Origin of the sequence: Paenibacillus thermotolerans (assembly GCF_028745515.1) — a bacterium.
Classification (GTDB): Bacteria; Bacillota; Bacilli; order Paenibacillales; family YIM-B00363; genus Paenibacillus_AE; species Paenibacillus_AE thermotolerans.
The window spans coordinates 1-24,029 of the sequence record NZ_JAQZSG010000006.1 but is presented as its reverse complement, the minus strand read 5'-3'; the positions used below and the strand labels follow the sequence as shown (position 1 = coordinate 24,029).

General features: G+C 56.7%; 20 protein-coding genes and 1 other annotated feature. Of the genes, 2 read left to right on the top strand and 18 right to left on the bottom strand.

What is annotated here, in order from left to right:
- Window position 1: 1 nt before the first annotated feature.
- On the bottom strand, window positions 2-2,674 hold the full coding sequence (locus tag PT964_RS06915; protein ID WP_274362611.1) for a valine--tRNA ligase: 2,673 nt from the start codon (window positions 2,672-2,674) through the stop codon (window positions 2-4).
- A 51-nt stretch (window positions 2,675-2,725) separates the two neighbouring features.
- Window positions 2,726-2,964, bottom strand: a binding site (T-box leader).
- A gap of 125 nt (window positions 2,965-3,089) precedes the next feature.
- Here PT964_RS06915 and PT964_RS06910 point away from each other — a divergent pair.
- Window positions 3,090-3,254, top strand: coding sequence for a hypothetical protein (locus tag PT964_RS06910; RefSeq protein ID WP_274362610.1), 165 nt, complete (start codon window positions 3,090-3,092; stop codon window positions 3,252-3,254).
- Between the two features lie 52 nt (window positions 3,255-3,306).
- Here the strand turns inward: PT964_RS06910 and PT964_RS06905 are convergent, their stop codons facing one another.
- The gene (locus tag PT964_RS06905; RefSeq protein ID WP_274362609.1) at window positions 3,307-4,383 is read right to left on the bottom strand and encodes a LysM peptidoglycan-binding domain-containing protein; all 1,077 of its coding nucleotides are present in this window, start codon (window positions 4,381-4,383) and stop codon (window positions 3,307-3,309) included.
- Between the two features lie 107 nt (window positions 4,384-4,490).
- The gene (hemL, locus tag PT964_RS06900) at window positions 4,491-5,798 is read right to left on the bottom strand and encodes a glutamate-1-semialdehyde 2,1-aminomutase (protein ID WP_274362608.1); all 1,308 of its coding nucleotides are present in this window, start codon (window positions 5,796-5,798) and stop codon (window positions 4,491-4,493) included.
- 78 nt (window positions 5,799-5,876) lie between these two features.
- Here hemL and PT964_RS06895 point away from each other — a divergent pair, with 78 nt between their 5' ends.
- On the top strand, window positions 5,877-6,536 hold the full coding sequence (locus tag PT964_RS06895; protein WP_274362777.1) for a Crp/Fnr family transcriptional regulator: 660 nt from the start codon (window positions 5,877-5,879) through the stop codon (window positions 6,534-6,536).
- Here the strand turns inward: PT964_RS06895 and hemG are convergent.
- The 15 genes from hemG to lonB form a co-directional block, all read right to left on the bottom strand.
- A complete protein-coding gene (gene hemG / locus PT964_RS06890) occupies window positions 6,508-7,977 on the bottom strand; it encodes a protoporphyrinogen oxidase (RefSeq protein WP_274362607.1) in 1,470 nt (489 codons plus the stop codon). The genes PT964_RS06895 and hemG overlap by 29 nt on opposite strands.
- Window positions 7,974-8,933, bottom strand: a complete 960-nt coding sequence (gene hemH, locus PT964_RS06885) for a ferrochelatase (RefSeq protein ID WP_274362606.1) — start codon at window positions 8,931-8,933, stop codon at window positions 7,974-7,976. The genes hemG and hemH overlap by 4 nt, the downstream gene beginning before the upstream one ends.
- A complete protein-coding gene (gene hemE, locus PT964_RS06880) occupies window positions 8,930-10,009 on the bottom strand; it encodes a uroporphyrinogen decarboxylase (RefSeq protein ID WP_274362605.1) in 1,080 nt (359 codons plus the stop codon). Before hemE ends, hemH begins: the two co-directional genes overlap by 4 nt.
- Before the next feature lie 136 nt (window positions 10,010-10,145).
- On the bottom strand, window positions 10,146-11,141 hold the full coding sequence (gene hemB / locus PT964_RS06875; RefSeq protein WP_274362604.1) for a porphobilinogen synthase: 996 nt from the start codon (window positions 11,139-11,141) through the stop codon (window positions 10,146-10,148).
- Window positions 11,142-11,145: 4 nt separating this feature from the next.
- On the bottom strand, window positions 11,146-12,702 hold the full coding sequence (cobA, locus tag PT964_RS06870) for a uroporphyrinogen-III C-methyltransferase (RefSeq protein WP_274362603.1): 1,557 nt from the start codon (window positions 12,700-12,702) through the stop codon (window positions 11,146-11,148).
- Window positions 12,699-13,655 (bottom strand): hydroxymethylbilane synthase, encoded by a 957-nt coding sequence (hemC, locus tag PT964_RS06865; RefSeq protein ID WP_274362602.1) that lies wholly within the window; start codon window positions 13,653-13,655, stop codon window positions 12,699-12,701. The genes cobA and hemC overlap by 4 nt, the downstream gene beginning before the upstream one ends.
- A gap of 87 nt (window positions 13,656-13,742) precedes the next feature.
- Window positions 13,743-14,390 (bottom strand): precorrin-2 dehydrogenase/sirohydrochlorin ferrochelatase family protein, encoded by a 648-nt coding sequence (locus PT964_RS06860; RefSeq protein WP_274362601.1) that lies wholly within the window; start codon window positions 14,388-14,390, stop codon window positions 13,743-13,745.
- A 31-nt stretch (window positions 14,391-14,421) separates the two neighbouring features.
- The gene (locus tag PT964_RS06855) at window positions 14,422-15,255 is read right to left on the bottom strand and encodes a cytochrome C assembly family protein (RefSeq protein WP_274362600.1); all 834 of its coding nucleotides are present in this window, start codon (window positions 15,253-15,255) and stop codon (window positions 14,422-14,424) included.
- A 21-nt stretch (window positions 15,256-15,276) separates the two neighbouring features.
- Window positions 15,277-16,650, bottom strand: coding sequence for a glutamyl-tRNA reductase (gene hemA, locus PT964_RS06850; protein ID WP_274362599.1), 1,374 nt, complete (start codon window positions 16,648-16,650; stop codon window positions 15,277-15,279).
- Between the two features lie 190 nt (window positions 16,651-16,840).
- Complete coding sequence (locus tag PT964_RS06845; protein ID WP_274362598.1) at window positions 16,841-17,362, bottom strand: S-adenosylmethionine decarboxylase; 522 nt, start codon at window positions 17,360-17,362, stop codon at window positions 16,841-16,843.
- A gap of 103 nt (window positions 17,363-17,465) precedes the next feature.
- Complete coding sequence (gene speD, locus PT964_RS06840) at window positions 17,466-17,867, bottom strand: adenosylmethionine decarboxylase (RefSeq protein WP_274362597.1); 402 nt, start codon at window positions 17,865-17,867, stop codon at window positions 17,466-17,468.
- Between the two features lie 371 nt (window positions 17,868-18,238).
- On the bottom strand, window positions 18,239-18,826 hold the full coding sequence (locus tag PT964_RS06835; protein ID WP_274362596.1) for a non-ribosomal peptide synthetase module: 588 nt from the start codon (window positions 18,824-18,826) through the stop codon (window positions 18,239-18,241).
- Between the two features lie 310 nt (window positions 18,827-19,136).
- Window positions 19,137-19,721, bottom strand: a complete 585-nt coding sequence (gene yihA / locus PT964_RS06830; RefSeq protein WP_274362595.1) for a ribosome biogenesis GTP-binding protein YihA/YsxC — start codon at window positions 19,719-19,721, stop codon at window positions 19,137-19,139.
- Between the two features lie 25 nt (window positions 19,722-19,746).
- Window positions 19,747-22,065 (bottom strand): endopeptidase La, encoded by a 2,319-nt coding sequence (gene lon / locus PT964_RS06825; protein ID WP_274362594.1) that lies wholly within the window; start codon window positions 22,063-22,065, stop codon window positions 19,747-19,749.
- A gap of 95 nt (window positions 22,066-22,160) precedes the next feature.
- Window positions 22,161-23,873 (bottom strand): ATP-dependent protease LonB, encoded by a 1,713-nt coding sequence (lonB, locus tag PT964_RS06820; protein ID WP_274362593.1) that lies wholly within the window; start codon window positions 23,871-23,873, stop codon window positions 22,161-22,163.
- Window positions 23,874-24,029 lie beyond the last annotated feature (156 nt).

The window sequence follows — 24,029 nt, the reverse complement described above, 5'->3', positions numbered from 1 at the left end:
TTTACCCCTTCAGCTCCGCAATGCGAGCAATCACTTTGTCGCGCTTGTCGGCATAATCCTGCATCTTCGCCCGTTCTTCTTCTATGACGTTAGCCGGCGCCTTCGCCATAAAGCCGGCGTTGCCCAGCTTCTTCTCGATCCGCTCGACCTCGGCGTGCAGCGTCTTCAGTTCTTTCTCAAGACGCGCGATTTCCTGCTCGATGTCGATGAGGCCGGCGAGCGGCAAAAACAGCTCCGCCCCTGTAACGATGGCCGACATCGCTTTGTCCGGCGCGGAAATATCCGCAGCGATCGCAAGCGCAGACGTATTGCAGAAGCGCTGCACGTAATCGCGGTTGCGCTCGAGAATGCGAGCCGTCTCCTCGGAGGCCGGCTTGACGATCAGCTCGATTTTTTTGCCGAGCGACACGTTCACCTCGGCGCGAACGTTGCGGACCGCGCGGATGATGCCCATGAGCAGTTCCATCTCGGCCACTTCGTTCGGCGCTTCCCATTTCGCTTCAGGGACAGGCCAAGCGGCAAGCGTGATCGTCTCCCCCTCTTTCGGCAGATGCGACCAAATTTCCTCCGTAATGAACGGCATGAACGGATGCAGCAGCCGCAGCGTATTGTCGAGCACGTAGGCAAGAACGCTCTGCGTTCGCCGCTTCGCCTCCGGATCGGCGCCGTACAGCGTCAGCTTGGCAAACTCGATATACCAGTCGCACAGATCGTCCCAAATAAAGTCATAGAGCGTGCGGCCGGACTCGCCGAAATCATAGTTGTCGAGCAGGCGGGTGACGTCTCCTGCCGTCTGATTCAACCGGTGCAAAATCCAGCGGTCGGCCGTCGTCAGCTTGGCGAGCGTATCCCCTTCCAGCGCCAGCGGCTCGTAGTCTTCCAGGTTCATTAACGTAAAGCGGGATGCGTTCCAAATTTTATTGGCAAAGTTGCGGGCCTGCTCCACGCGTTCCCAGCGGAAGCGGATGTCCTGTCCCGGCGTAATGCCGGTGGACAGCATGTAGCGCATCGCGTCGGCGCCGTATTTCTCGATGACCTCCAGCGGATCGACGCCGTTGCCGAGCGATTTGGACATCTTTTGCCCGTCCGCGGCGCGTACGAGCCCGTGAATGAGCACGTCCTTGAACGGATTGCGGTCCGTAAACTCAAGCGCCGTAAAAATCATTCTCGCAACCCAGAAGAAAATAATGTCGTAGCCCGTTACGAGCACGTCGGTCGGATAATACCGCTTGAAATCGTCCGACTGCTCATCCGGCCAGCCGAGCGTCGAGAACGGCCACAAGCCGGAAGAGAACCACGTATCGAGCACGTCGTCGTCCTGCTTCAGCGACGTGCCGCCGCAATGCGCGCAATGAGCCGGCGCATGCGATGCGACGGTTTCCTTCCCGCAATCCCCGCAATACCACGCCGGGATGCGGTGCCCCCACCAGAGCTGGCGGGAGATGCACCAGTCGCGGATGTTTTCGATCCAGTTCAAGTACGTCCGCTCGAACCGCTCCGGCACGAAATGAACGCCTTCCCCGGACTTCTGCTGATGGATGGCCCGTTCGGCCAGCGGCTGCATGCGGACGAACCACTGCGTCGACAAGTACGGTTCCACGACCGCTCCCGTCCGCTCGCTGTGCCCGACTTGGTGCGTGTGCTCTTCGATGCGAAGCAGCACGCCGGACTCCTTCATGTCGGCCACGATTTGCTTGCGGCACTCGAAGCGGTCCATACCGGCATATTTGCCCGCATTCTCATTCATCGTGCCGGTTTCGTCCATGACGAGAATTTGCGGCAAATCGTGGCGCGCCCCGACCTCGAAATCGTTCGGGTCGTGCGCCGGCGTAATTTTTACGGCGCCGCTGCCGAACTCCTTCTCGACGTATTCGTCGCCGATAATCGGAATTTCCCGGCCGATGATCGGAAGCACGAGCGTGCTTCCGATCAAATGCTTATATCTGTCGTCCTCCGGATGAACGGCAACCGCCGTGTCGCCGAGCATCGTTTCCGGACGCGTCGTTGCGACCGTAATATAGCCGGAGTTGTCTTTCAACGGGTATTTCAAATGATAAAGCGCGCCTTGAACTTCTTTATACTCTACTTCAATATCCGACAATGCGGTACGGGCCTCCGGGTCCCAATTTATAATCTTTTTGCCCCGGTAAATAAGCCCCTTCTCATACAGCCGGACGAAAACTTCTCGTACTGCTCTGGACAAGCCCTCGTCCATCGTAAACCGTTCGCGCGAATAGTCGAGCGAAAGCCCGATTTTCCCCCACTGCGTTCGGATCGTTCCGGCGGATATTTCTTTCCATTCCCAAACCTTCTCCAAAAATTTCTCGCGGCCCAAGTCGTGCCGGCTCATCCCTTCTTTCCGGAGGTTGCTTTCCACTCTCGCTTGAGTGGCGATCCCCGCATGATCGGTTCCCGGGAGCCAAAGCGCGTCATAGCCCTGCATCCGCTTGGCGCGAATGAGAATGTCCTGAAGCGTGAAATCGAGCGCGTGTCCGATATGAAGCACGCCGGTGACGTTCGGCGGCGGAATGACGATCGTGTAGGGCTTCGCGTCTTTGTTACGCCCGGCCGTAAAATACCCTTTCTCGATCCACCGGTCGTACCATTTGCCCTCCGTCGACTTCGGATCGTATGTCGTCGGCATGCTAAGATCTTGCTTTTGTTGTTCCGTCATACTTCCTTACCTCCTACTCAAAATAAGCAACAAAAAAACCTTCCGTCCGAAAAAAAGGACGAAAGGTTCATTACATCTTCCGCGGTACCACCTTCATTCCAAAGAGCGCAAACTCTCCTTGGCGCTTGGAGCGTCAGATAACGGCTGGCACCGGCCCGAACTACTGCTGCACGTTCGTAAGGGCGACTCCGGGGCGACTTCGGCAATGCGCGGCCTGCGAAACCTCTCAGCTACATAAGCTTCGCTCTCTGAAGGGGCTCTTGCCTACTACTCCCGTTCAACGTCTTTACTCATCATCATAACCTGTTTTGAAGCATATATTCCTTATGATACCCGTAACAAATCGAAAAAGTCAATCCTGGCCAATAGCCCGGCGGCAATCGGAACATTCGCGATTCGAAGGGGGGTGAACGGCATGCCCAGGTGGTGGTGGAAAGTTCGGTACGGCATCAAGACGATGATGTTTCCCTTAATCTGCATTCAATTTGTCCGAACGCTCATTTTGCCAAACCCGCTTGATGTGTTCATCCTGTTTGTGTTCTTTATGATCTTTCTCGGATTTCTGTTTAACTATTATTGAACGGACAAAAAGAAGAGAGGCGCGCGAGCCTCTCTTCTTTCGTGAATAAACATTACGGAATATAAACCACTTGGCCTTCCTGCAGGTACTGATCGTTCAGCCGGTTGTGCAGCATCAATTCCCTCGCGTTTTTCTTATAACGCTCCGCGATCGCTTCAATGGTATCCTCTTTTTGAGCGATAACCATTTTTACGCGCCGGAATTGGGGAGCGTCGCCGGTCTTGTTAAGGAACAGCTTCTTCCACTCGAGCCGGTCCCGGTTTTCCGATTCGCTTCTTTGCTCGGCCTGCGGCGCTTCCGCAGCAGTGTCCGCGGGCGCGTCGCTTCGTACGGCTTCGGGTGCGGGAGAGGAAATGAAAGCGTTTAGAGGGCCAAGCGGCTCGGAATTTAACGGTTCCTCGGTTTTTCCGGCAAACGCGATTTTGATTTCCTTCTTTTCCTCCGCCGCAGGAGCCGGCTCGTACTCCTCCGCGGCTTCCTCCAACGGTTCGTTCTCGAACAAGGACGGCTCGAACACCTCGTTCGCAGGCACGAATTCGGGCTCGTTCGCCGGTTCGACCGCTTCTTTAGCGGCTTGCGCCTTCGTTTTCTCCGTACGATCCGTCTGTTCGGCGTTCGGCCCCGCTTCAAAGACGATCGCTTCCGCGGCTTCTGCAGCTTGCGCTGCGGCCGCCCAAGGCGTGGACGGCGCAGGCGCCTCCTCTTCGGCGCGGTGCGTAAACACGACCTCTTCCTTCTCGTTCCAATCGGCTGCCGAATAGGTCGCAACCTCGATTCCGTGCAGCGAGAGCACGCCCGTTACATTCAAGCATCTGGCGGAAAGCAGATCGATGTCGAAATTTTCGATCTCCACATTGATGTCTTCCACGCTTCGGATCCGGTACGACGGCAGTGTGATCTCAACCGGAATCCGGTGAGTCAGCTGCCCCTCCACCCCCGGATCCTCCGCGCTTGTATAAGAGCCGGACAAGAACAAGTGACCCTTCAGCACCGCTTGATCGCCTTCATATTCCACTGTAATTTCGGGCGTAAGCTCAATGCTTGTCAATTCTCTCATTCCGGCCCCGTCCTCCGGCAAATACACTCTTTCGTAAATATCAAAACGCAGTCCGGACGTTTGTTGGGCCACGGCAAAATCCTCCCTTCGCATAAATGGCTCATTTTCATGTATATGGGTCAAGCGCCGACCGCATGCATGCAAAATGCGAAAGGGAGGACGATGAAGTTCATTCTTCTTTATTTGAGTTCGAGCTTAAGCGCCTCGTAGTGGGCCCGAATCGTATGCTCGATGTCTTCGTCGGAATGAGCCGTCGAAACGAACAGACCCTCGAACTGGGACGGTGCGATACTGACACCGCGATCCAGCAGACGGTCGAACACCCGGCTGAACCTGCCGATGTCCGATGTTTTCGCGGATGCATAATCGATGACCGGTACGTCGGTAAAGAAAGGGCAAATCATCGAGCCGACCCGGTTGATCGTACAAGGAATGCCGAGCTCCTTCGCATTTTGCGTGAAGCCTTCTTCCAGACGCGACGATTTTCTCTCCAGCTCCTCATAGACGCCCGGCTTGCCCAGCAAGCGCAGCGTCGCGAGGCCGGCCGCCATGGCGAGCGGATTGCCCGACAGCGTGCCCGCTTGATAGATCGGACCGGCCGGCGCGATCATCTCCATAATGTCTCTGCGGCCTCCGTAAGCGCCTACCGGCAGTCCGCCGCCGATCACCTTGCCCATGCAGGTCAAATCCGGCGTAATGCCGTACAAGCCCTGTGCGCTGTTGATGTGGACTCTGAAGCCGGTCATCACCTCGTCGAAAATGAGCAACGCGCCGTACTGCTTCGTCATGTCGCGCACCGACTGCAAATATCCCGGCAGCGGCGGAACGACGCCCATATTGCCTCCGATCGGCTCGATAATGACGGCGGCGATCTGCTCTCCCCAACGCTCGAAGGTCAGCCGCAGCGCCTCCGGGTCGTTAAACGGCACGGTAATCGTATGCTCGGCTAGACCCGGGAGCACGCCCGGACTGTCCGGCAGTCCGAGCGTGGCGACCCCCGAGCCGGCTTTAATGAGCAGGGCGTCGGCATGCCCGTGATACGAGCCCTCGAATTTCACGATTTTGGGACGGTTCGTAAAACCGCGCGCGAGCCGCAAAGCGCTCATCGTCGCTTCCGTGCCGGAGTTTACCATCCGGACAACCTCGACCGACGGCATTCTTTCGCACACAAGCTCCGCCATCTCCGTTTCCAGCTCGGTCGGCGCGCCGAAGCTCGTTCCCTTCGCCGCGGCTTCGGATATCGCTTGCAGCACCTCGGGATGGGCGTGCCCCACAATGAGCGGGCCCCAAGAGCCGACATAGTCTATATAGCCGTTCCCGTCGATATCGTAAATGCGGGAGCCTTGGCCGCGGTCGACGAAGAACGGCGTTCCGCCCACCGATTTGAATGCGCGCACGGGTGAGTTTACGCCGCCCGGAATGATGCGCTTCGCTTTTTCGAATGCTTCCTTTGATTTCAAATTCGTTCTGGTGTGTTCACCGCTCATGGGTTTGCACCTATCCTTCCGTTTACTCTATATGGTAAAATGGAAAAGAACTCTAGGAAACGAGGTCGGTCCGTTTTGATGCAGCAATTTTTGCAGAAGGTGTCTCTTTTTCAAGGCTTGAACGAAGACCAAATCGTTAAAATTTCAGAAATTACGACCCGCAAAGGTTTTAGAGCCGGCACCGTGCTGTTTCAACAAAATGAAATCGGCAACGTCTTTTATATCGTCTTGACGGGGTCGGTCAAAATATATACTTCCAACGCCGCAGGCGAAGAGAAAATACTGTCCACCTTTAAGGCCGGCGACAGCTTCGGCGAGCTCGCGCTTATTGACGGCAAGCCGCGTTCCGCCTCAGCCCAAACGCTGGAGGACAGCACCTTCCTCACCATCAGCGGAAACGATTTTCTCAAGCTGCTTCAAACTCACTTCGATATTTCGCTAGCGATTATGCAGGAGCTCTGCACGCGGCTGCGCGACACGAACCAGCACGTGTACGATTTGACGTTCCTCGACGCCAGAACCCGCGTCATCAAAAATTTAATTACGCTTGCCAACAAGAACGGCATCCGAAGCGGAAACACGATCTATATTAAGCTGGCGCTCAATTACGACGAGCTTTCGCGGATGGCCGGCGTAACGAAAAACGTGCTCATGCAGGTCATCCGCGATTTCGAGGAGCGCCAAATTATTAAAGCGACGCCTATGGATTTTACGCTCGACCTGTCGAAGCTCCGGTAATCCGCTCAAGCGCCGACTTCACGGCTTCCTTCGCCTGATGAATGCAATCCGGCAGCCCCAGCCCGTCGTACGACGCTCCCGCAGCGTATACGCCGGGCATTTTTGCGCGCAATGCCTCCCGTAACGCACGAACCCGCTCTACATGCCCCACGCGATATTGAGGCATCGACCCGGTCAACCGGTTCATGTCGACGAATTCCGGCTCGGCACGTATGCCGGTCAGCTCCGCGATATCCCGTTTCACGCCCGCAATGACCTCTTCCTCGCTCAGTTCGAGCCAGCGCCTGTCATGCGCCCGTCCGACATAGCAGCGTATGATGGCGTACTCCTCCGGCGCCGTATGCGGCCATTTCGACGATGTCCACGTGCACGCCGTTATGAAGCGCCCCTCGACGTTCGGCACCAGAAAGCCCGATCCGTCCAAATCGTTCTCAAGCCCGTCCCTCTTATATACAAGCACGATGTTCGCAACGGACGCGTATTGCATCTCCTTAAACGGCTGCGCTTCGCTAAGCTCGGGAAGCATTTTCGCCGTAACCGGCGCCGGCGTCGTCACAACGACCGCATCGGCCGCTATCGGCGATCCGTCCGCCAGCACGACCTCGTTGCGTCCGTCCGCGTGCCGGATTTCATGCACCGCGGTTTCCGTCCGCACGTTCACATGCAGCTCGTCCAGCGCCGCCGTAAGCGCCTCGATCAGCGTCGTCAGCCCTTTGCGGTAGCTAAGGAAGGCGCTGCCTTTAAGGTGCTCCGGAATGAGCCCCTCCGCGGACGGACCGCTGCGGGTCGCGCCCGCGCCGCGGCTCATGCCGGCGATCAAGCTCCCGTATTTATTCTCAATAGCGCGGAACTGCGGGAACGTGGCCAGCAGGCTGAGATTGTCCGCGTCGCCGCCGTAAATGCCGGACAGCAGCGGCTCCGCCACCCGCTCGACGACCTCCCGTCCCAGACGGCGGGTCAGAAAGCCTCCGAGCGTTTCGTCTTCGGTCTTTTTCGCTCCGGGGAGAACCAAATCGAGAGCCGCTCTCAGCTTCCCCGGAAGCGAAATCAATCCGGTCGCGACGAACGGCTGCCACTGCGTCGGAACGCCAAGGACGAATCCTGGAGGGATGCGGTGTAGCTTCCCGTTGTGCAAAATATACGTTTTTTTGGCTCTCGGGCCTTGACGGACGAGCTCGCCCTCGATCCCCAAATCGCGCGTCAGCTCAAGCGTCGCCGGCTTGCGGGCTAGGAACGAATCGGGTCCGCGTTCGATGACGAACCCGTCCCGCCGAAGCGTCTTCACCTTGCCGCCGAGCCGCGCGGAGCTTTCAAGCAGTGTAACCTCCGCCTCGCAGCCGGCTTCCTTCAGCCCCTTTGCAGCGTAGTATGCCGCGCTCAGTCCCGTAATGCCGCCGCCGATCACGACGACGGACCGTCTCTTCGCTTGCTCCTCCGTCATTCGTGCCGCACCCCTTGAAGCGCGGGCACACCCGCTTGAATGACTTCCGCCAGCGTCTCCATATATAACGGTTCGGTATTCAACATTTCGGTACGCTCGAGATGCATGCCCAGCTTTCTTGCGATCGACTGGGCTTCGATGTCCAAATCGTACAGCACCTCCAGGTGATCGGATACGAAGCCGATCGGGCTGATCAGCGCATAATCGACCCCTTCGTCCGAATGAATCCGCTCCAGCTCCTCCAGAATGTCGGGCCCGAGCCAAGCTTCCCCCGTACGGCCGGCGCTCTGCCAAGCAAATTGCCAATCGGCGACGCCGGCGCTTTCCGCCGTCGCCTTCGCGGTTTCGAGCAGCTGGCGCGGATACGGATCGTTCATCTGCAATATCCGCTCCGGCAAACTGTGCGCCGTAAACAGCACCCGCACCTCTTCCGGATCGACCTCGGTAAACCGGTTCAAAGCCCGCTTCACGCGTACGGATAAAGCTTCGATCAGCTTCGGGTGCAGATGATAGCTTTCTACGAACGCCATCTTAACGCCGGCTTCTTCTGCCGCAGCTTGCGCCCGCTTGATGTAGCCGCCGACGCTCATAACGGAATAATGCGGGGCCAGCACGACGCCGATCGCCTGACGAATGCCGTCCGCTGCCATGCGGCTCACCCCGTCCTCGATGAACGGGCTCGCATGCTTCAGCCCCTGATAACAAATGAATTGCGTATCCGGATAAAGCCGGTTCAGCGTATCCTGCAGAGCGGATACTTGATTGTCCGTATTTCGCCGAAGCGGAAAGAAACCGCCTACGATCGACTCGTAGCGGTTTTGCAAATCCGTAAGCTGCTCCGGCGCAGGCGGCTTCCCCCGCCGGATATGGGTGTAATACGCTTCGATCTGGTCGAGGCTTTCGGGCGTTCCGTACGACATGACGAGTACGCCGATTGCGTTTGCTTTATTGCTCATGCTCCCGACACCCTTTCGCTTGCTATCGCGCTTTTGCCCGACAACTTCATCTCCGAATGCCGGTGCGCAAAATCCGTAAGCTCCTTCAGCTTATCGAGCGAAGCTTCCGGAAACAGTCCGTGGCCCAGATTGAAAATATAGCCGTTCTCGGATATGCCTTGATCGATGATCGCGGCCGCCTGCTCCTTCACAACATCCATCGGAGCGGTCAAAATGTACGGATCGAGATTTCCCTGTACGGCGAACGCGCCGCCGAGCCGCCTTCTGCCTTCATTGATCGAAACTCTCCAATCGAGGCCGATGACGTCGGCTTTAACGCCCTGGAGCAGAGGAAGCAGTTCGCCGGAGGCGACCCCCGGGAAGTAAATTTTCGGCTGATCGTAATCCGACAGCGCCGCGAAGATGCGTTCGATCGTAGGCAGCACGTACGCGGCGTAATCCCGCGGCGAAAGCGCCCCTACCCAGCTGTCGAACAGCTGCACGGCTTTGCTTCCGCTTGCGAACTGAGCCTTAATGTACGCGATGACCATGTCGCCAAGCTTATTCATGAGCGAATGCCATACTTCGGGCTCCGAATACATCATCGTCTTGGTCAAAATGTAGCTCTTGGACGGCTTTCCTTCGATCAAGTAGCTGGCAATCGTAAACGGCGCCCCGGCGAACGTAATGAGCGGCACGTCGAGCTCTTTATCCAAAATGCGGATCGTCTCCAAAATATGCGGCAAATCGCCCTCGACGTCGATCGGCTTCAGCCGTTCCACGTCGGCGCGGGTGCGAACCGGATTGTGGATGACCGGCCCGATGTTTTTGACGATGTCGAAGTCGATGCCGATCGAGGCGACGGGATTCATAATGTCCGAATACAAAATCGCCGCGTCGACGCCCAGCTTCTTGACCGGCATCAGCGTCACTTCCGCCGCCAGCTCGGGCTGCGAGCATATTTCAAGTAGCGAATATTTTTCTTTGATTTTGCGGTAATCCGGGTCGTACCGACCCGCTTGGCGCATGTACCATACCGGAACCCGTTCTACCGGCTCCCTGCGGCACGCTCTCAAAAACAAATCGTTATAACTCATGGCTTCTCCCGTCTATCCGATAAAGTAGTGCCGAACGTAATAATCAAGCGTTTCAAGCAACGGTTACCACCCATTATGCCCTAAACGATCGCCCTGCAACAACCGACAAAGCAGGCGAATGTTCGACAAATTGATGTCAGTCTCCGCGCAGCCACTTGGCGGCGTCCTTGGCGTGATACGTAATAATGATGTCCGCGCCCGCGCGAACCATTCCCGTCAGCGTCTCCAAGACGATGTCGCGCTCGTTGATCCAGCCGTTCATCGCCGCAGCTTTCACCATCGCGTATTCGGCGCTCGTATTGTACGCGACGAGCGGAAGCTCGAATTGCTCGCGCAGCGCGCGGACGACGTCCAAATACGCCAGAGCCGGCTTGACCATCAGGAAGTCGGCGCCCTCCATCACGTCGGCCTCCGCCTCCCGCATCGCCTCGCGCACGTTCGCCGGATCCATCTGATACGTCTTCCGGTCGCCGAATTGCGGGGCGGAATGCGCGGCATCGCGGAACGGGCCGTAATAGGCGGAGGCGTATTTCACCGAGTAGGACATAATCGGCACGTGCTCGAGGCCTGCCGCGTCCAAGCCGCTGCGGATCGCCGTTACGAAGCCGTCCATCATGTTCGACGGAGCGATGACGTCCGCTCCCGCCATCGCCTGGGAAACGGCAGTTTTGACGTGCAGCTCGAGCGAAGGATCGTTGAGCACTTCGGCGCGCTTCGTATGCGGGTGGTGCTCGACGATGCCGCAATGCCCGTGACTCGTATATTGGCAGACGCACGTGTCCGCGACGACCAGCAGCTCGTTATCGAGCTCTTTAATGCGCCGGATCGCTTGCTGCACGATGCCGTTGTCGTCATAGGCGGAGGAAGCAACCTCATCCTTATGATCCGGCACGCCGAACAACAGAATCGCGCGGATGCCCAGCTGCTTCAGCTCCTTGATTTCATCCTCCAACAAATCCAGAGACAAATGATATACGCCCGGCATCGACGGAATTTCGTGCTTCACGTTCTCCCCGGTCGTGACGAACAACGGATAAATCAATTGATCGGCCGAAACTCTTGTTTCTCTTACTAACGCGCGAATCGCGCTTGAACCGCGCAATCTTCTATTTCGAACCGCAGGAAAACTCATCGTTCTATTCCTCCCTTGATAAATGACGAATCAGTTCTTCGATCAGCGAAGCGATGCTCGCTTCCCTGGCGACGGCCGTAACGCGCAGTCCCATCTGCCGGGCCGTCTTCTCGGTCACCGGGCCAATGCAAAACACGGGAACGTTCTCCAGAAGTACGGCCGGGTTGCCGCCGCCGTGCTTCTCGAGCGCCTCCAGCAAATTCCGCACGGTCGACGAGCTCGTGAACGTGACGGCGTGAATCCGCCCTTCCCGCAGCAGCTCCAGCGCTTCCTCCACCCCATCGTCGGATGGAAGCGTCTCGTAACAAACCGCCTCGGTAACGTCCGCACCGGCCGCTCTCAGAATGGAAGGCACGTCCTCCTTGGCGAGATTACCTCTAGGAAGCAGCACCTTCTCGCCGGGAGCAAGCTCGTGCGCCAAGCTCGCCGCCCATACGTCGCCTTGGAAAATTTCGGGCAGCGGCTCGCCGATCAAGCCTCGCAAGCGCAGCGCTTCGTCCGTCTTCGGACCGACCGCGCCGATTTTCGCCTTGTGCAGCCGCCTGATGTCGATGCCCCGCTCCAAGCACGCTTGAAAAAAAAACTCGACCCCGTTCACGCTCGTAAACAACACCCGGTCGTATTGATCGATTTGCTCCAAAGCCCGATCCAGCGCCGCCGCGGCCTCGGGACCGCCGACCGCTTGCGTCCGAATGACGGGACATTCGACCGCATCTCCGCCCAGCTCGTCGATTTTGTCGACCAGCTCGCTCGCTTGCGCTCTTGCGCGGGTCACCAATATTCTTCGGCCGAAGAGCGGCCTTTTTTCAAACCACGATATTTTATCCCGAAGCTTCACGACGTCGCCGACGATAATGACTGCAGGCGAAGAAAAGCCGCTGCTTTTCACTTTGTCCGCAATGTCGCTTAAGCTCCCGGTCAACGTCTCCTGCTCCATCCACGTTCCCCAGCGGATCAATGCGACGGGCGTGCTTTGTTTCATTCCGCCGGATATGAGCTCCGCCGTAATGTTGCCGATATTCGCGACGCCCATGAGAAAGATCAACGTTCCCGACGCCTTGGCCAAATGATCCCAATCGACCCGATTGTACGTTTTGTTCGGATATTCGTGTCCGGTCACGATCGAGAAAGAAGATGTGAAATCCCGATGCGTTACGGGAATGCCCGCATAGGCGGGAACGGCGATCGACGACGTAATGCCCGGAATAATTTCGAATTCGATGCCGGCGGCCGCCAGCGTCTCCGCTTCCTCGCCGACGCGCCCGAAGACGGACGGATCGCCGCCCTTCAGCCGGGCCACCGTCTTCCCTTCTTCGGCCAGACGAACGAGCAGGCGGTTAATGTCCTCCTGCTTCATCATGTGCTTGTCCGGCAGCTTGCCGACAAACACCTTCTCCGCTCCCGGCTTCATATGAAGCAGCAGCTTCGGGCTCGCCAGCCGGTCGTACACGATCACATCCGCTTTTTTTACGGCCTCCAGACCTCTCACGGTGATCAGCTTCGGATCGCCCGGACCGGCCCCGACCAAATATACTTTTCCTTTACGCTCCCCGTCGTTCACACCGATTCGCTCCTCGCCTCGGCAAGAATCTCCTCCGCACCCATGCCGAGCAGCTTGTCCCCGAGCCGTCTTCCGAGCTCCTCGGGATCCGTGCCTTGCATCGTTTCCTTAAGCAGCACCGAGCCGTCGGGTCGTCCGACGATGCCGGTCAGCGTAATGGCCTCCGCTCCGCCGCCGTCCGTGCCGATGCTCGCATGCGCGCCGATCGGCACCTGGCAGCCGCCGTTCAGCGTGCCGAGGAACGACCGCTCCGCCGCCACGGCCGCCGCGGTCCGCTCATCGTTGTACAAGCGCAGGAAGTCCCGCAGCTCGGCGTCATCTTCGCGGCACTCGATCGCAAGCGCCCCTTGCCCGACCGCGGGGACGCATACGTCGGCCGGCATGTACTCGGTAATTTTATGCTCCCAGCCCATCCGGTGAAGCCCGGCTGCCGCGAGCAGGATGGCGTCGTACCTCCCGTCCTCCAGCTTCTTCAGCCGGGAGTCGATATTGCCGCGCAGCGACTCGACGACAAAGTCCGGGCGGGCATACTGCAGCTGGCTGCTTCGCCGCAGACTGCTTGTCCCGACCACGGCGCCTTGAGGAAGCTGCGCAAGGGGCAAGCCGCCTCTCGTAATCAACGCGTCCCGCGGATCTTCCCGCTTCGGCACACAGCCGATAATCAAGCCTTCGGGCAGCTCGGCCGGCATGTCCTTCATGCTGTGAACGGCAAGGTCGATTTCCTTATCGAACATCGCTTGCTCGATTTCTTTTACGAACAGCCCTTTGCCTCCGACCTTGGACAACGTGACATCTAAAATCCGGTCGCCTTTCGTGACTATTTTTTTGACCGCAAAATCGTAATCGAGCCCATGCCTCTCGGCGATCGCTTTCAAATCCGCGATCACCTGCTGCGTCTGAGTGAGCGCCAAAGCGCTTTGTCTCGATCCTACCACCCACGTACGTTTCGACAATCCCGTCACCGCTTTCGTGTTACGGTCCGCTGACGCGAACCTATCGTTCTAGTTTTTTTACGAGTGTAACATATGTAGTACATTCATTCACAAAATGAGCGCATCCCATGCATCTTTCTCCGCATCCTCCACCGAACCGCCCGCCCGCAGCTTTGCCGGCAAGTCCAAGTCCAGCAGCCGCTCCAATAGCGCGTAACGCTTCTTCGCATCCGGCACCTCGACCTGCAGCCGCTTCCGCAGTCTCATGAGCAGCTCGGTGTACGCTTCATATTCCGAACCGTAGCTTTCCTTCAGCTCGCTTGCGATCCGTTTCGCCAGCTTCGGGCTTGCGCCTCCCGTCGATACGGACAGCGTCAAGCTTCCCCGCCGTACGACGGACGGAACGTAAAAGTCGCAGCTCGCGCTGTCGTTTGCCGCCGATAGGAGCACCCCGCAGCGGCGCGCCTCCTCGGCCACCGCGGCGTTCACCGCGTCGCCTTCGGCTGCGGCGAACGCCAGCAGCGCCCCGTCCAAATCGCCGCTTCGGTACGGGCGCCGATGCCACTCGAGCAGCCCTTGCGCCGCCGCCGCCGCAAGCTCGGCCGTCCCCTCCGGTGCGATGACGACAACCGAAGCCCCGGCCGCAAGCAGCCCTTCCGCCCTTCTCCAGCCGACCCGGCCTCCGCCTACGACGACGCAGCGTTTGCCGCCGAGCAGCAGCATGACCGGATATAGAGCTTGCCCGTTCCTATTCATCGCAGCGTCACCCCTTTTCCGTTTGTTCCGATCAAGTGCCCGGCGAGGACCAGTAATGAAACGACGAAACAAAGTTCGACAATCCGAAGTTGGCCAGAAGCACCGCAAAGCATGCCAAATTCCAAACGGCCAAACGGTTGCCCGGCGCTTTATATTTTTTCTTCAGCGTCAGCAGCCATCCGTAAGAAGCCAGCACAAGCATTGTGGCGTATACTTTAAAGTCCGAAAATACTGCAAAAACCGAATCGTAAGTAATGATCGACCACACAAAGCCGATCGACAAAGACAAGATGAGCACCGGTATGCCGGCCATCGCCAGAAGCGCGCTTTGCCGCTCCATACTGTCAAGGCTCGGAATGCGTTTCAGGACAAACGACCATTTCTTGCTTTTCAGCCGCCCGTACAGAAACAAGTATAACCCCGACAACACGGCGGACAACGAGAAGGCGGCATAGCTGAAAATAGCAAGCGCGACATGCAGCATCAGCAGCTCGCCGGACGACTCGGATAAAGGCGCTCCTCCCGGGTCCGAGAGCAGGTTGATGACCAAAATCGTGAAGCCGAACACATTCACAAAAAATACGACGAAGCCCATCGATATGAACCGGCTGGCCACAAGCGACGCCGTCACCAGAAGCCACGAGAAAAAAAACAGCACCTCGAACATCGTCAGCACCGGAATATATCGATGCTCATACATACGAATAAAGAAGAATAGAGTCTGCAATATCCAAACAAAAACAAGGAGCCCTGCGCCCATCCGCTTCGCTCCGTCGTTCTTGGACACGATGTCGGAGAAGTAAAACAGTAGGCTCAGGGCATATATATAAATGATCACATCGTACAGCCAATTTTCCGTTATCATCGGCGGCACCTCATAAGGAGCTTATGCCAAAGAGTATGAGCCTCGGCCCCCGGCCGCGCTCGCGGCCTTCTCCTCAGCCCCCGCTCTGGACTGCTCCGTCTCCCGTTCTTTATGGCGTTGTTTGACGATCGATTCCTCCAGCGCAAATAGTTCGACGAACCGCTCGATCGCCTCATCGCCGCGGCGGCCCGGCGCCAGCTCCTTCACCCGCAAAATCGGATCGTGCGTCAGCTGGTTCAGCATGCTCTTCGTCAGCTTGCTGATTACCTTCCATTCCCTGTCCGTCAAATCCGGAAGCTTCTTGCGCATGTCGGCCAGCGTTTCCTCGTGAATGGCGGAGGCTTTGTCCTGAAGAGCGCGAATGACCGGCCCTACGCCGAGCGTTCGATACCACTGATGGAAGTCCGCAATGCCTTCGTCAATAAGCGATTCGATTTTCGCCGCTTCCTGTCTCCGAAGCTCCATATTCGCTTCGACAATGCCTTCCAAATCGTCGATATCGTATAAATACACGTTCTGCACGTCGTGAATGGCAGGATCCAAATCGCGGGGAACCGCGATGTCGATCATAAACAGCGGGCGGGACGGGCGCGCCCGCATCGCCGCTTCGACGTCGCTTTTCGTCAGCACGAGCCCGTCCGAGCCGGTGGACGAAATGACGACGTCCGAATCCGCCAGCAGCTCCGGCAGCCGTTCAAGCGAATGTGCGGAGCCGCCGAACTTCGACGCCAGCTCCTCGGCGCGGGAGAGGGTGCGATTGACGACGCTGACGCTCACCGCTCCTCCGGCGTGCAAATGCTTCGCCGTCAGCTCGCTCATCTTGCCCGCCCCTAAAATCAGCACTTTCTTCTTGGCGAAGGAGCCGAAAATCCGCTTTCCGAGCTCGACCGCAGCATACGATACGGAGACGGCGTTCTCGCCGATCGCCGTCTCCGAGTGCGCCCGCTTCGCAACGGTCACTGCCTGTTTGAACAACGAATTAAAGATCGTGCCGGTCGCCCGTTCGCTTTGGGAAAGCAAGAAAGCGTCGCGAACCTGGCCTAAAATTTGCGTTTCGCCCAGCACCATCGAATCCAAACCGCAAGTAACGTTAAAAAGATGCCGTAGCGCGGCATCGTCTTCATGCACGTACAAATACGGCGAGTACTCCCCGCGCGGCACCCCGAACCACGCTTCAATAAAAGCGCGGATATATTGACCGCACCATTTGCTTCGATCAACTACCGCATATATTTCCGTCCGGTTGCAGGTGCCTACGATAACACATTCGAGTATGCTTTTCGTGCCCTTCAGCTCCCTCAACGCCTGCGGAAGCTTCTCCGGCGCAAACGCAAACCGTTCCCGAACTTCAACCGGGGCCGTCTTGTAATTTAAACCGACGACGACAATGTGCATCGAATTCACCGCCTTCTAGAAGTCATATCCTCTATAATCGCTATCAATCGTTCAAAAAAAGCATAATGACATTATAACATAAATCGACAAATGTCAGGCCCGACAAAAATTGACGAAATCATGAACCGTTCCGCCTATGTATGTCTCGTATTATTGGCGAAAAGGCGATTGCCTATACCGCCGCATAACGCTATCGAAATTGCTCGGAAAGCAGCTCGGCAATGTGCCGGTCCGCTTCCTTGAGCTTGTCGACGGAGGATCCTACGATACGCCCGTCTTTGTTCACCATATGCGAATATGCGTCGTAAAGCTCCTGAAAATAAGGCGAGACGTTGACAAGCATCTCTTGCTCCTCCTGCGTCAGCGCCCTGTCCCCGCCGATCTGCATGCGTACGATCCACTCCACCGCCTTCGAAGGCGACGAAAGAGAAGGCACCGCAGAGCCCCAGGCTTCCGCCAGCTTTTCGTGCGTGTACGCCGCAGAGAAGGCGGCTTGTTTCAGCCCTTGCAAATCCTGCGTCGTTCGCGCCTTGCCGCTCTCTCCGGCGGAGCTGCTTAGCAGTTCTGTTTGAAACAGCGAAGCCTCGTAAAGCAATAGACGCGCATCCTTAGGCGAATCGCTGTGACGCAGCGTTCCGAGGAGCTGCCCGAACGTCCATATTCCGAAAATCAGCACGGCAATAATGATCGCGGTACGCGGAAGCTTTCGCATGATTTAGGTTTCCCCCCGCTATTAATGATTTGTACAATCCTATGAGCGGGAATAAAATAAATGACCATGGAACGAATCCGCTCCATGGCCAATCTCATTGTCGTTATTTAACGGATACCGCCGTTTTCATCTCGGCTTCCACTACCTTAAGCTCGCCGAGGCCGCGGATCAATTTCTTCGCATGCGTCGTCTCAGGCTTCAAAACATCCACCAAATAATCGATCGCCAGCTGCGGGTCAACCGTTTCACCGCAGGTGTAGCAATCAATAGCGGCGAAGCCTTTCTCAGGATACGTGTGAATCGAGAGATGGCTCTCGGACAAGAGAACCAAAACCGTAGCGCCTTGAGGCTCAAATTGCTTGGATTGAACCGATAATACTGTTGCTCCGCTGACTTCTGCTGCTTCGACTAATTGGGATTGAAGCCACTCGGCGTTGTTCAATTTGTCAAAGTCTACGCCCCAAGTATCAACGGCGACATGTCTTCCGAAAGTTGAATATTCCACCCTTCGGTTCCCCCTTCCTAGGAATAAAATGTGTGAAACAAATTTCATCCGCTAGGACCTACGTCATTCACTTCTCTAGGGGATCAATCTCGCGATCATCCGAGTCCTGAGTGAATCCTGGTTCCTATTAATTTTTTCAACGATGTTAAAAGTAACATCATTTGACCGGAAATGCAACTGTTTTTTTCAAACAACCCGCAGGCGATTGATTCAGGCGGATGTCAAGGCGCGAAAACCTCGGTTCTCCCTGTTTTCCGCCATTCATACCGTATGCGCGAACGATGGAAAATGCGGCTTGGCTGCCTTCCGCAAAAAAAAAATTGTGCCGCCCAAAAAGGACGGCACTTCTTCCGTAAGCTTCGTTCGTTATGTCATGCCTCGAGCGCAAACATCCGGCGGGTTAACCGCTTCAATTCGGCGTCGATTCGCTCAAGCTCCGATGCGTCTTTGCATCGGTTCCGGCGGTCGAGCCACTCATCGATTCCTAGTTTAATCGCCACGATTTGATGTTCTACGTCGGATCTTTCGAACAGCTCTCTCAGCTGTCCGATCGTATCTTGGTAGGCGTAGATGATTCGTTCTCCGCGTCCGCTCCGCTCGGTAATCCGAATGACGGATCCGCTCCGGTATTGATATTCGATCGTATAAGCTTCGTAAATCCGGTTCACGACGGCATCGCCCTTGAATTCCGAGACGGCTTTGCGCATAATGTTCGCAAGCGTCGCGCTTGTAAACCGGCACGGTCCTTCAAGGATATACCGTCCGGATTTCCTTGCGAAAGTAAGAACAAGCTCCGAACCGGCTGCGTCTTCCACCGCAATTTCCTGATCGCCGTTGTCCAGAACTTTCACCTTGAAAGCTAAGTCGTGCATTTGAAACATCTGAATGAATTGCATTAGTTCGGCTTCCGTTAAGACTAGGCAGGTTTTGACGTATTCGGTCGCTAACCGCTGAGCCATAAAAAAATCTCCCTCAATTCTGTAAGGTTAGGAAACACTTTGTTTCGGTCCCACAATCATTATACTACAAACCGCCGCCCCTCTGCCTACGCCCAAACCTTGGTTTTTCGCCAAAAACGTAAATATTTTCGCATTTTTTCGGCGGGATAGGAAAAAAAACCATGTATCCTCCTTTTCCTGCCGCAAGTGCTCCGAATCCCTGCAACGGTTTACAACAATGCATGTCCTCTGCATAAAAATTCGTCCGTCCGCAAAAAAAACCGGCCGAGGCTGTCGTCAAAGACATGCCTCGCTGCCGGCTACCGTTTACTTATTGTATGTAAGATTGAATAATGCTCCATAGCTCGTCTTTCCCAAGCCCTTCCTCCGAAGAGAACATGACGAACGGATCGCCGGGCCTCATGCCGAGATTTTGTTTGATAACCTTTGCATGAGCGGCGCGCTTCCCTTTGGGAATCTTATCCGCCTTCGTAGCGATGACGCATACCGGGAGCTCGTAATGCGTCAGCCATTCGTACATCGATATGTCGTCGGCCGTCGGCGGATGCCGCAGATCGACGAGGTGAAGGACAGCCCGCAGCTCCTCGCGCTTCGTCAAATAATTTTCGATCATCCTTCCCCATTGCGCCCTTGTTTCCTTTGAAACCTTGGCAAAGCCGTAGCCCGGCAAATCGACAAAATACATCATTTGATTAATGCGGTAATAATTGAGCGTTTGCGTCTTTCCCGGCTGTGAGCTCGTTCTGGCTAAATTTTTACGGTTGATCAATCGGTTGATCAGCGATGACTTCCCCACATTGGAACGCCCTGCCAGAGCGATCTCCGGCAAGGCGTCGTCAGGGTATTGTTCAGGCTTCACCGCGCTAATGACAAATTCTGTCGAAGTAATCTTCATCGGTAAAGAACCGCCCTTCCGGCGCTTAGGTCAGCGCATGCTCCAGCACCGTATCCATATGCTGCACCGGCACGAACGTGACGTCTTCCTTCACGCTGTCCGGAATTTCCTTCAAATCCTTCTCGTTGTCGGCCGGAAACAAAATTTTCTTGATCCCCGCGCGATGCGCCGCCAGCGCTTTTTCCTTGAGGCCCCCGATCGGAAGCACGCGGCCGCGCAAAGTAATTTCTCCGGTCATGGCGACCTCGCGGCGGACCGGTCTTTCCGTCAAAGCGGATATAAGCGCCGTCGCCATCGTGATGCCCGCCGACGGTCCGTCCTTCGGGATGGCGCCCTCGGGGATATGAATATGGATGTCGTTCTTCTCGTGGAAATCGAGCGGAATGTTCAGCTCCTTCGCGCGCGAACGGGCGTAGCTGAAGGCGGCTTGCGCCGATTCCTTCATGACGTCGCCGAGCTTTCCGGTCAGCGTAAGCTTGCCGCTGCCCGGAAGCACCGTCACCTCGATGAGGAGCGTGTCTCCGCCGACCTCTGTCCAGGCCAGGCCGCATACGACGCCCACTTGGTCTTCTTCTTCCGCAAGCCCGTAACGGAATCTCGGCGGACCCAAATAGTCCGGAATGTTTTCCGCCGCGATCGTTACGCCGGTCTCAGGTTCGGATACGATCATCTTCGCTGCTTTCCGGCATAACGAAGCGATCTGCTGCTCCAGATTGCGGACGCCGGACTCTCTCGTATACTCGCGGATGACTCGCAGCGTCGCGTCCGAATCGATCGTCAGCTTGCCGTCCTCCAGACCGTGATCCTTTTTCTGCTTCGGAACCAAGTGATTCTCGGCGATATGCAGCTTCTCGATCTCCGTATATCCGGGTATATACAGCACTTCCATCCGGTCCAAAAGCGGGCGCGGGATGTTATGCAGCGCGTTGGCCGTCGTCACGAACATCACCTTCGATAAATCGAAGGGCACCTCGATATAGTGGTCGCTGAAGGAGTTGTTTTGCTCGGGATCGAGCACCTCAAGCAGCGCGGACGCCGGGTCGCCGCGGAAATCCATCGCCATCTTGTCGATCTCGTCAAGCAGGAATACCGGATTGTTCGTACCCGCCGTCTTCAGGCCTTGGACGATCCGGCCCGGCATCGCGCCGACATACGTCCGGCGGTGCCCGCGAATTTCCGCTTCATCGCGCACGCCGCCGAGCGACACGCGCACAAACTCGCGACCGAGCGATTTCGCGATCGATTTGGCGAGCGACGTTTTGCCGACTCCCGGCGGACCGGCGAAGCAAAGGATCGGGCCTTTGAGCTTTTTGACCAGCTGCTGCACCGCCAAATATTCCAGCACCCGCTCCTTCGGCTTTTCGAGTCCGAAATGCTCGGCGTTCAAAATTTGCTCCGCCTTGGCCAAATCCAAATCGTCTTCGGTCTGTTTGTTCCACGGCAGCGACAATAACCAATCGACATAAGTGCGGATGACTCCGCCTTCCGCGGAGGTGGCCGGCATTTTCTCGAGCCGTTCGATTTCCTTCTCAATCTTCTCGGCGACCTTCTCCGGAACATTGGCTTCCTTCAGCTGCGAGCGGAGCTCGTCAACCTCGCCCGCACGCCCTTCTTTATCGCCAAGCTCCTTCTGAATCGCCTTCATCTGTTCGCGAAGGTAATACTCCTTCTGCGTCTTTTCCATTTGCTTCTTGACGCGCTGGCTGATCTTGCGCTCCAGCTCCAGCACTTCCCGTTCGTTGTTCAAAAACGACAGCAGCTTCTCGAGCCGTGCGCGTACGTCGATCGTTTCGAGAATATCTTGTTTATCCTTAATTTTTAAGGGAAGATGACTGCAAATGACGTCCGCCAAACGGCCGGGCTCGTCGATGTCGGCGACCGCGGTTAACGTCTCCGGGGTTACCTTTTTGGACAAATTGATGTAATGCTCGAATTGATTCAGAACGGTGCGCATCAGCGCGTCAATTTCCGGATCGTCCATTTCCCGCTCCGGCAGCTCTCGAACCATGACCTCATAATACTCCGAATTCGGCACGTATTCCGTTACCTCGGCGCGCATCACGCCCTCTACCAGCACCCGGATCGTGCCGTTCGGCAGCTTGAGCATTTGACGCACCCGCGAAATGGTGCCGATTCGGAATATATCGTCCTGGGTCGGTTCCTCGATACTTACCTCCGATTGTGTACAGAGCAGGATCATGCTATCTTCAACCATCGCTTTTTCCAAAGCTTTGACCGATTTTTCTCGCCCCACGTCGAGATGGAGCACCATGCTCGGATACACTAAGAGCCCCCGTAAAGGCAGCAGCGGCAGGCGCCGTCCTTTAGGTTTGTTTAAGCCCATCCTGTGGCACCTCCAGAGAACTCTTGCTTGATGTCTTTTTGACCGTACTTCATTCTATCAAAATTGGCAGAAAAACACCAATGAGCCCGCTCGCATCAGCAGTCGGTCTTCGCTTCCGCATGCAGCACCGATACGTTGGACAGATGCGTCTCCCCCGTCAGCGCCGGCGTCGTTTCCGCAGGCAGCGAACGGCGAATATCGAACAGCTCGAGGAACAGCTCGTCGATCGTATCCACCGGCACGACCTTTAGTCCGCCTTGCAGGTCGGCGAACAATGCGTTCCAATTTTCTTTCGGGATATACACCGTCGTAGCTCCCGCCTGAAACGCCGCCTCTACCTTGGTCACCGTGCCTCCCACCGGCTTCACTTTGCCGTGGATGCTCACTTCGCCGGTCATCGCGATTTTGTTGTCCACCGGAATGTTCAAAAGCGAGGAAGTTACAGCCGTCGCCATCGCCACGCCGGCCGACGGACCGTCGATCGGAACGCCTCCCGGGAAGTTGACGTGCAGATCGTAATCGTTCGGGGTTAGTCCGAATTTGCGGAGCACCGTCAAGACGTTCTCCACCGAGCCGCGCGCCATGCTTTTGCGGCGCAGCGTCTTCGAACCGCCGCCGAGCTCTTCCTCGTCGACGACGCCGGTAATCGTCAGCTTGCCGGTGCCGGGCCGCTCTGCGGGAATCGACGTCACCTCGATTTCCAGCAGCGTGCCCATATTCGGGCCGTATACAGCCAGACCGTTGACCAAGCCGACTCCGGGCTCCGCCGGAATTTTTTTCTCGGGACGCGGAGACATTTGGCTGCTGCTCACGACCCATTCTACGTCGGCGGCGCTAATTTCGCTCCTCTTTTCCGTCATGGCGACGCCGGCGGCCAGCTGAACGATATTGACCGCTTCACGGCCGTTCGTCGCATATTTTTTGACGACCTCCACCGCTTCCTCCTTCGGCTCCATCCCGACCTTCGTCATGGCGTTCGCCGCGATTTCCCCGATTTCATCCGGCAGCAGCGGACGGAAAAAAATTTCCATACAGCGGGAGCGAAGGGCGGGCGGAAGCTCCTGCGGCGTCCGTGTAGTAGCTCCTACGAGGCGGAAGTCCGCCGGAAGCCCGTTCTGAAAAATATCATGAATATAGCTTGGGATGTGCGTGTCTTCAGAGCTGTAATACGCGCTCTCAAGAAATACTTTGCGGTCCTCGAGAACCTTCAGCAGCTTGTTCATTTGGATCGGGTGCAGCTCTCCGATTTCGTCGATAAACAAAATTCCGCCGTGCGCTTTGCTTACGGCGCCGGGCTTCGGCTGCGGAATGCCCGCGACCCCCATGGCGCCCGCCCCCTGATAGATCGGGTCATGGACGGAGCCGATCAGCGGATCGGCGATGCCGCGCTCGTCGAACCGGGCGGTCGTCGCATCGATTTCCGTGAATTTCGCTTCCTGCCGGAACGGGGAATCCGCATTTTTCTTCGCCTCCTCAAGCACGACGCGCGCAGCCGCCGTCTTGCCGACGCCCGGAGGGCCGTAGACGATCACATGCTGCGGATTCGGCCCGCACAAGGCCGCTTTAAGCGCACGAATGCCTTCCTTTTGCCCTACGATTTCGTTCATCGTTGTCGGTCTCGTTTTTTCTGCAAGCGGCTTCGTCAACGATATGGAGCGCAGCTTGCGCAGCTTCTCCATCTCCTTCTTCGATTCTCGGTCGACCGCCACCTTATTCGTTTGTTGATTTCGGAGCAAATTCCAAAAATACAAGCCGATTACGACGGCAAAAAACACTTGAACCAGCATGAGCACAAGACTCAGCGTCATCTGCGGTTCCCTCCTCGCTTATTTCATCCGTTATGTGTTGCCGGAGTATGCCCTAATACCTTTCAGTATTGCCTTGACATGGGCCGTTCATCCGGTCAAATCCAATCGAATAAAATCGAGTAGATAGGGGCGGCTAGCCCCTGACCTCTCACACCA

What these genes read in the sequence shown, in the direction of transcription:
- PT964_RS06915 (WP_274362611.1), bottom strand. Translation starts at nt 2,674, where the DNA reads ATGACGGAACAACAAAAGCAAGATCTTAGCATGCCGACGACATACGAT.
- PT964_RS06910 (WP_274362610.1), top strand. Translation starts at nt 3,090, where the DNA reads ATGCCCAGGTGGTGGTGGAAAGTTCGGTACGGCATCAAGACGATGATG.
- hemL (WP_274362608.1), bottom strand. Translation starts at nt 5,798, where the DNA reads ATGAGCGGTGAACACACCAGAACGAATTTGAAATCAAAGGAAGCATTC.
- PT964_RS06895 (WP_274362777.1), top strand. Translation starts at nt 5,877, where the DNA reads ATGCAGCAATTTTTGCAGAAGGTGTCTCTTTTTCAAGGCTTGAACGAA.
- hemG (WP_274362607.1), bottom strand. Translation starts at nt 7,977, where the DNA reads ATGACGGAGGAGCAAGCGAAGAGACGGTCCGTCGTCGTGATCGGCGGC.
- hemH (WP_274362606.1), bottom strand. Translation starts at nt 8,933, where the DNA reads ATGAGCAATAAAGCAAACGCAATCGGCGTACTCGTCATGTCGTACGGA.
- hemE (WP_274362605.1), bottom strand. Translation starts at nt 10,009, where the DNA reads ATGAGTTATAACGATTTGTTTTTGAGAGCGTGCCGCAGGGAGCCGGTA.
- hemB (WP_274362604.1), bottom strand. Translation starts at nt 11,141, where the DNA reads ATGAGTTTTCCTGCGGTTCGAAATAGAAGATTGCGCGGTTCAAGCGCG.
- PT964_RS06860 (WP_274362601.1), bottom strand. Translation starts at nt 14,390, where the DNA reads ATGAATAGGAACGGGCAAGCTCTATATCCGGTCATGCTGCTGCTCGGC.
- PT964_RS06855 (WP_274362600.1), bottom strand. Translation starts at nt 15,255, where the DNA reads ATGATAACGGAAAATTGGCTGTACGATGTGATCATTTATATATATGCC.
- hemA (WP_274362599.1), bottom strand. Translation starts at nt 16,650, where the DNA reads ATGCACATTGTCGTCGTCGGTTTAAATTACAAGACGGCCCCGGTTGAA.
- PT964_RS06845 (WP_274362598.1), bottom strand. Translation starts at nt 17,362, where the DNA reads ATGCGAAAGCTTCCGCGTACCGCGATCATTATTGCCGTGCTGATTTTC.
- PT964_RS06835 (WP_274362596.1), bottom strand. Translation starts at nt 18,826, where the DNA reads ATGGCTCAGCGGTTAGCGACCGAATACGTCAAAACCTGCCTAGTCTTA.
- yihA (WP_274362595.1), bottom strand. Translation starts at nt 19,721, where the DNA reads ATGAAGATTACTTCGACAGAATTTGTCATTAGCGCGGTGAAGCCTGAA.
- lon (WP_274362594.1), bottom strand. Translation starts at nt 22,065, where the DNA reads ATGGGCTTAAACAAACCTAAAGGACGGCGCCTGCCGCTGCTGCCTTTA.
- lonB (WP_274362593.1), bottom strand. Translation starts at nt 23,873, where the DNA reads ATGACGCTGAGTCTTGTGCTCATGCTGGTTCAAGTGTTTTTTGCCGTC.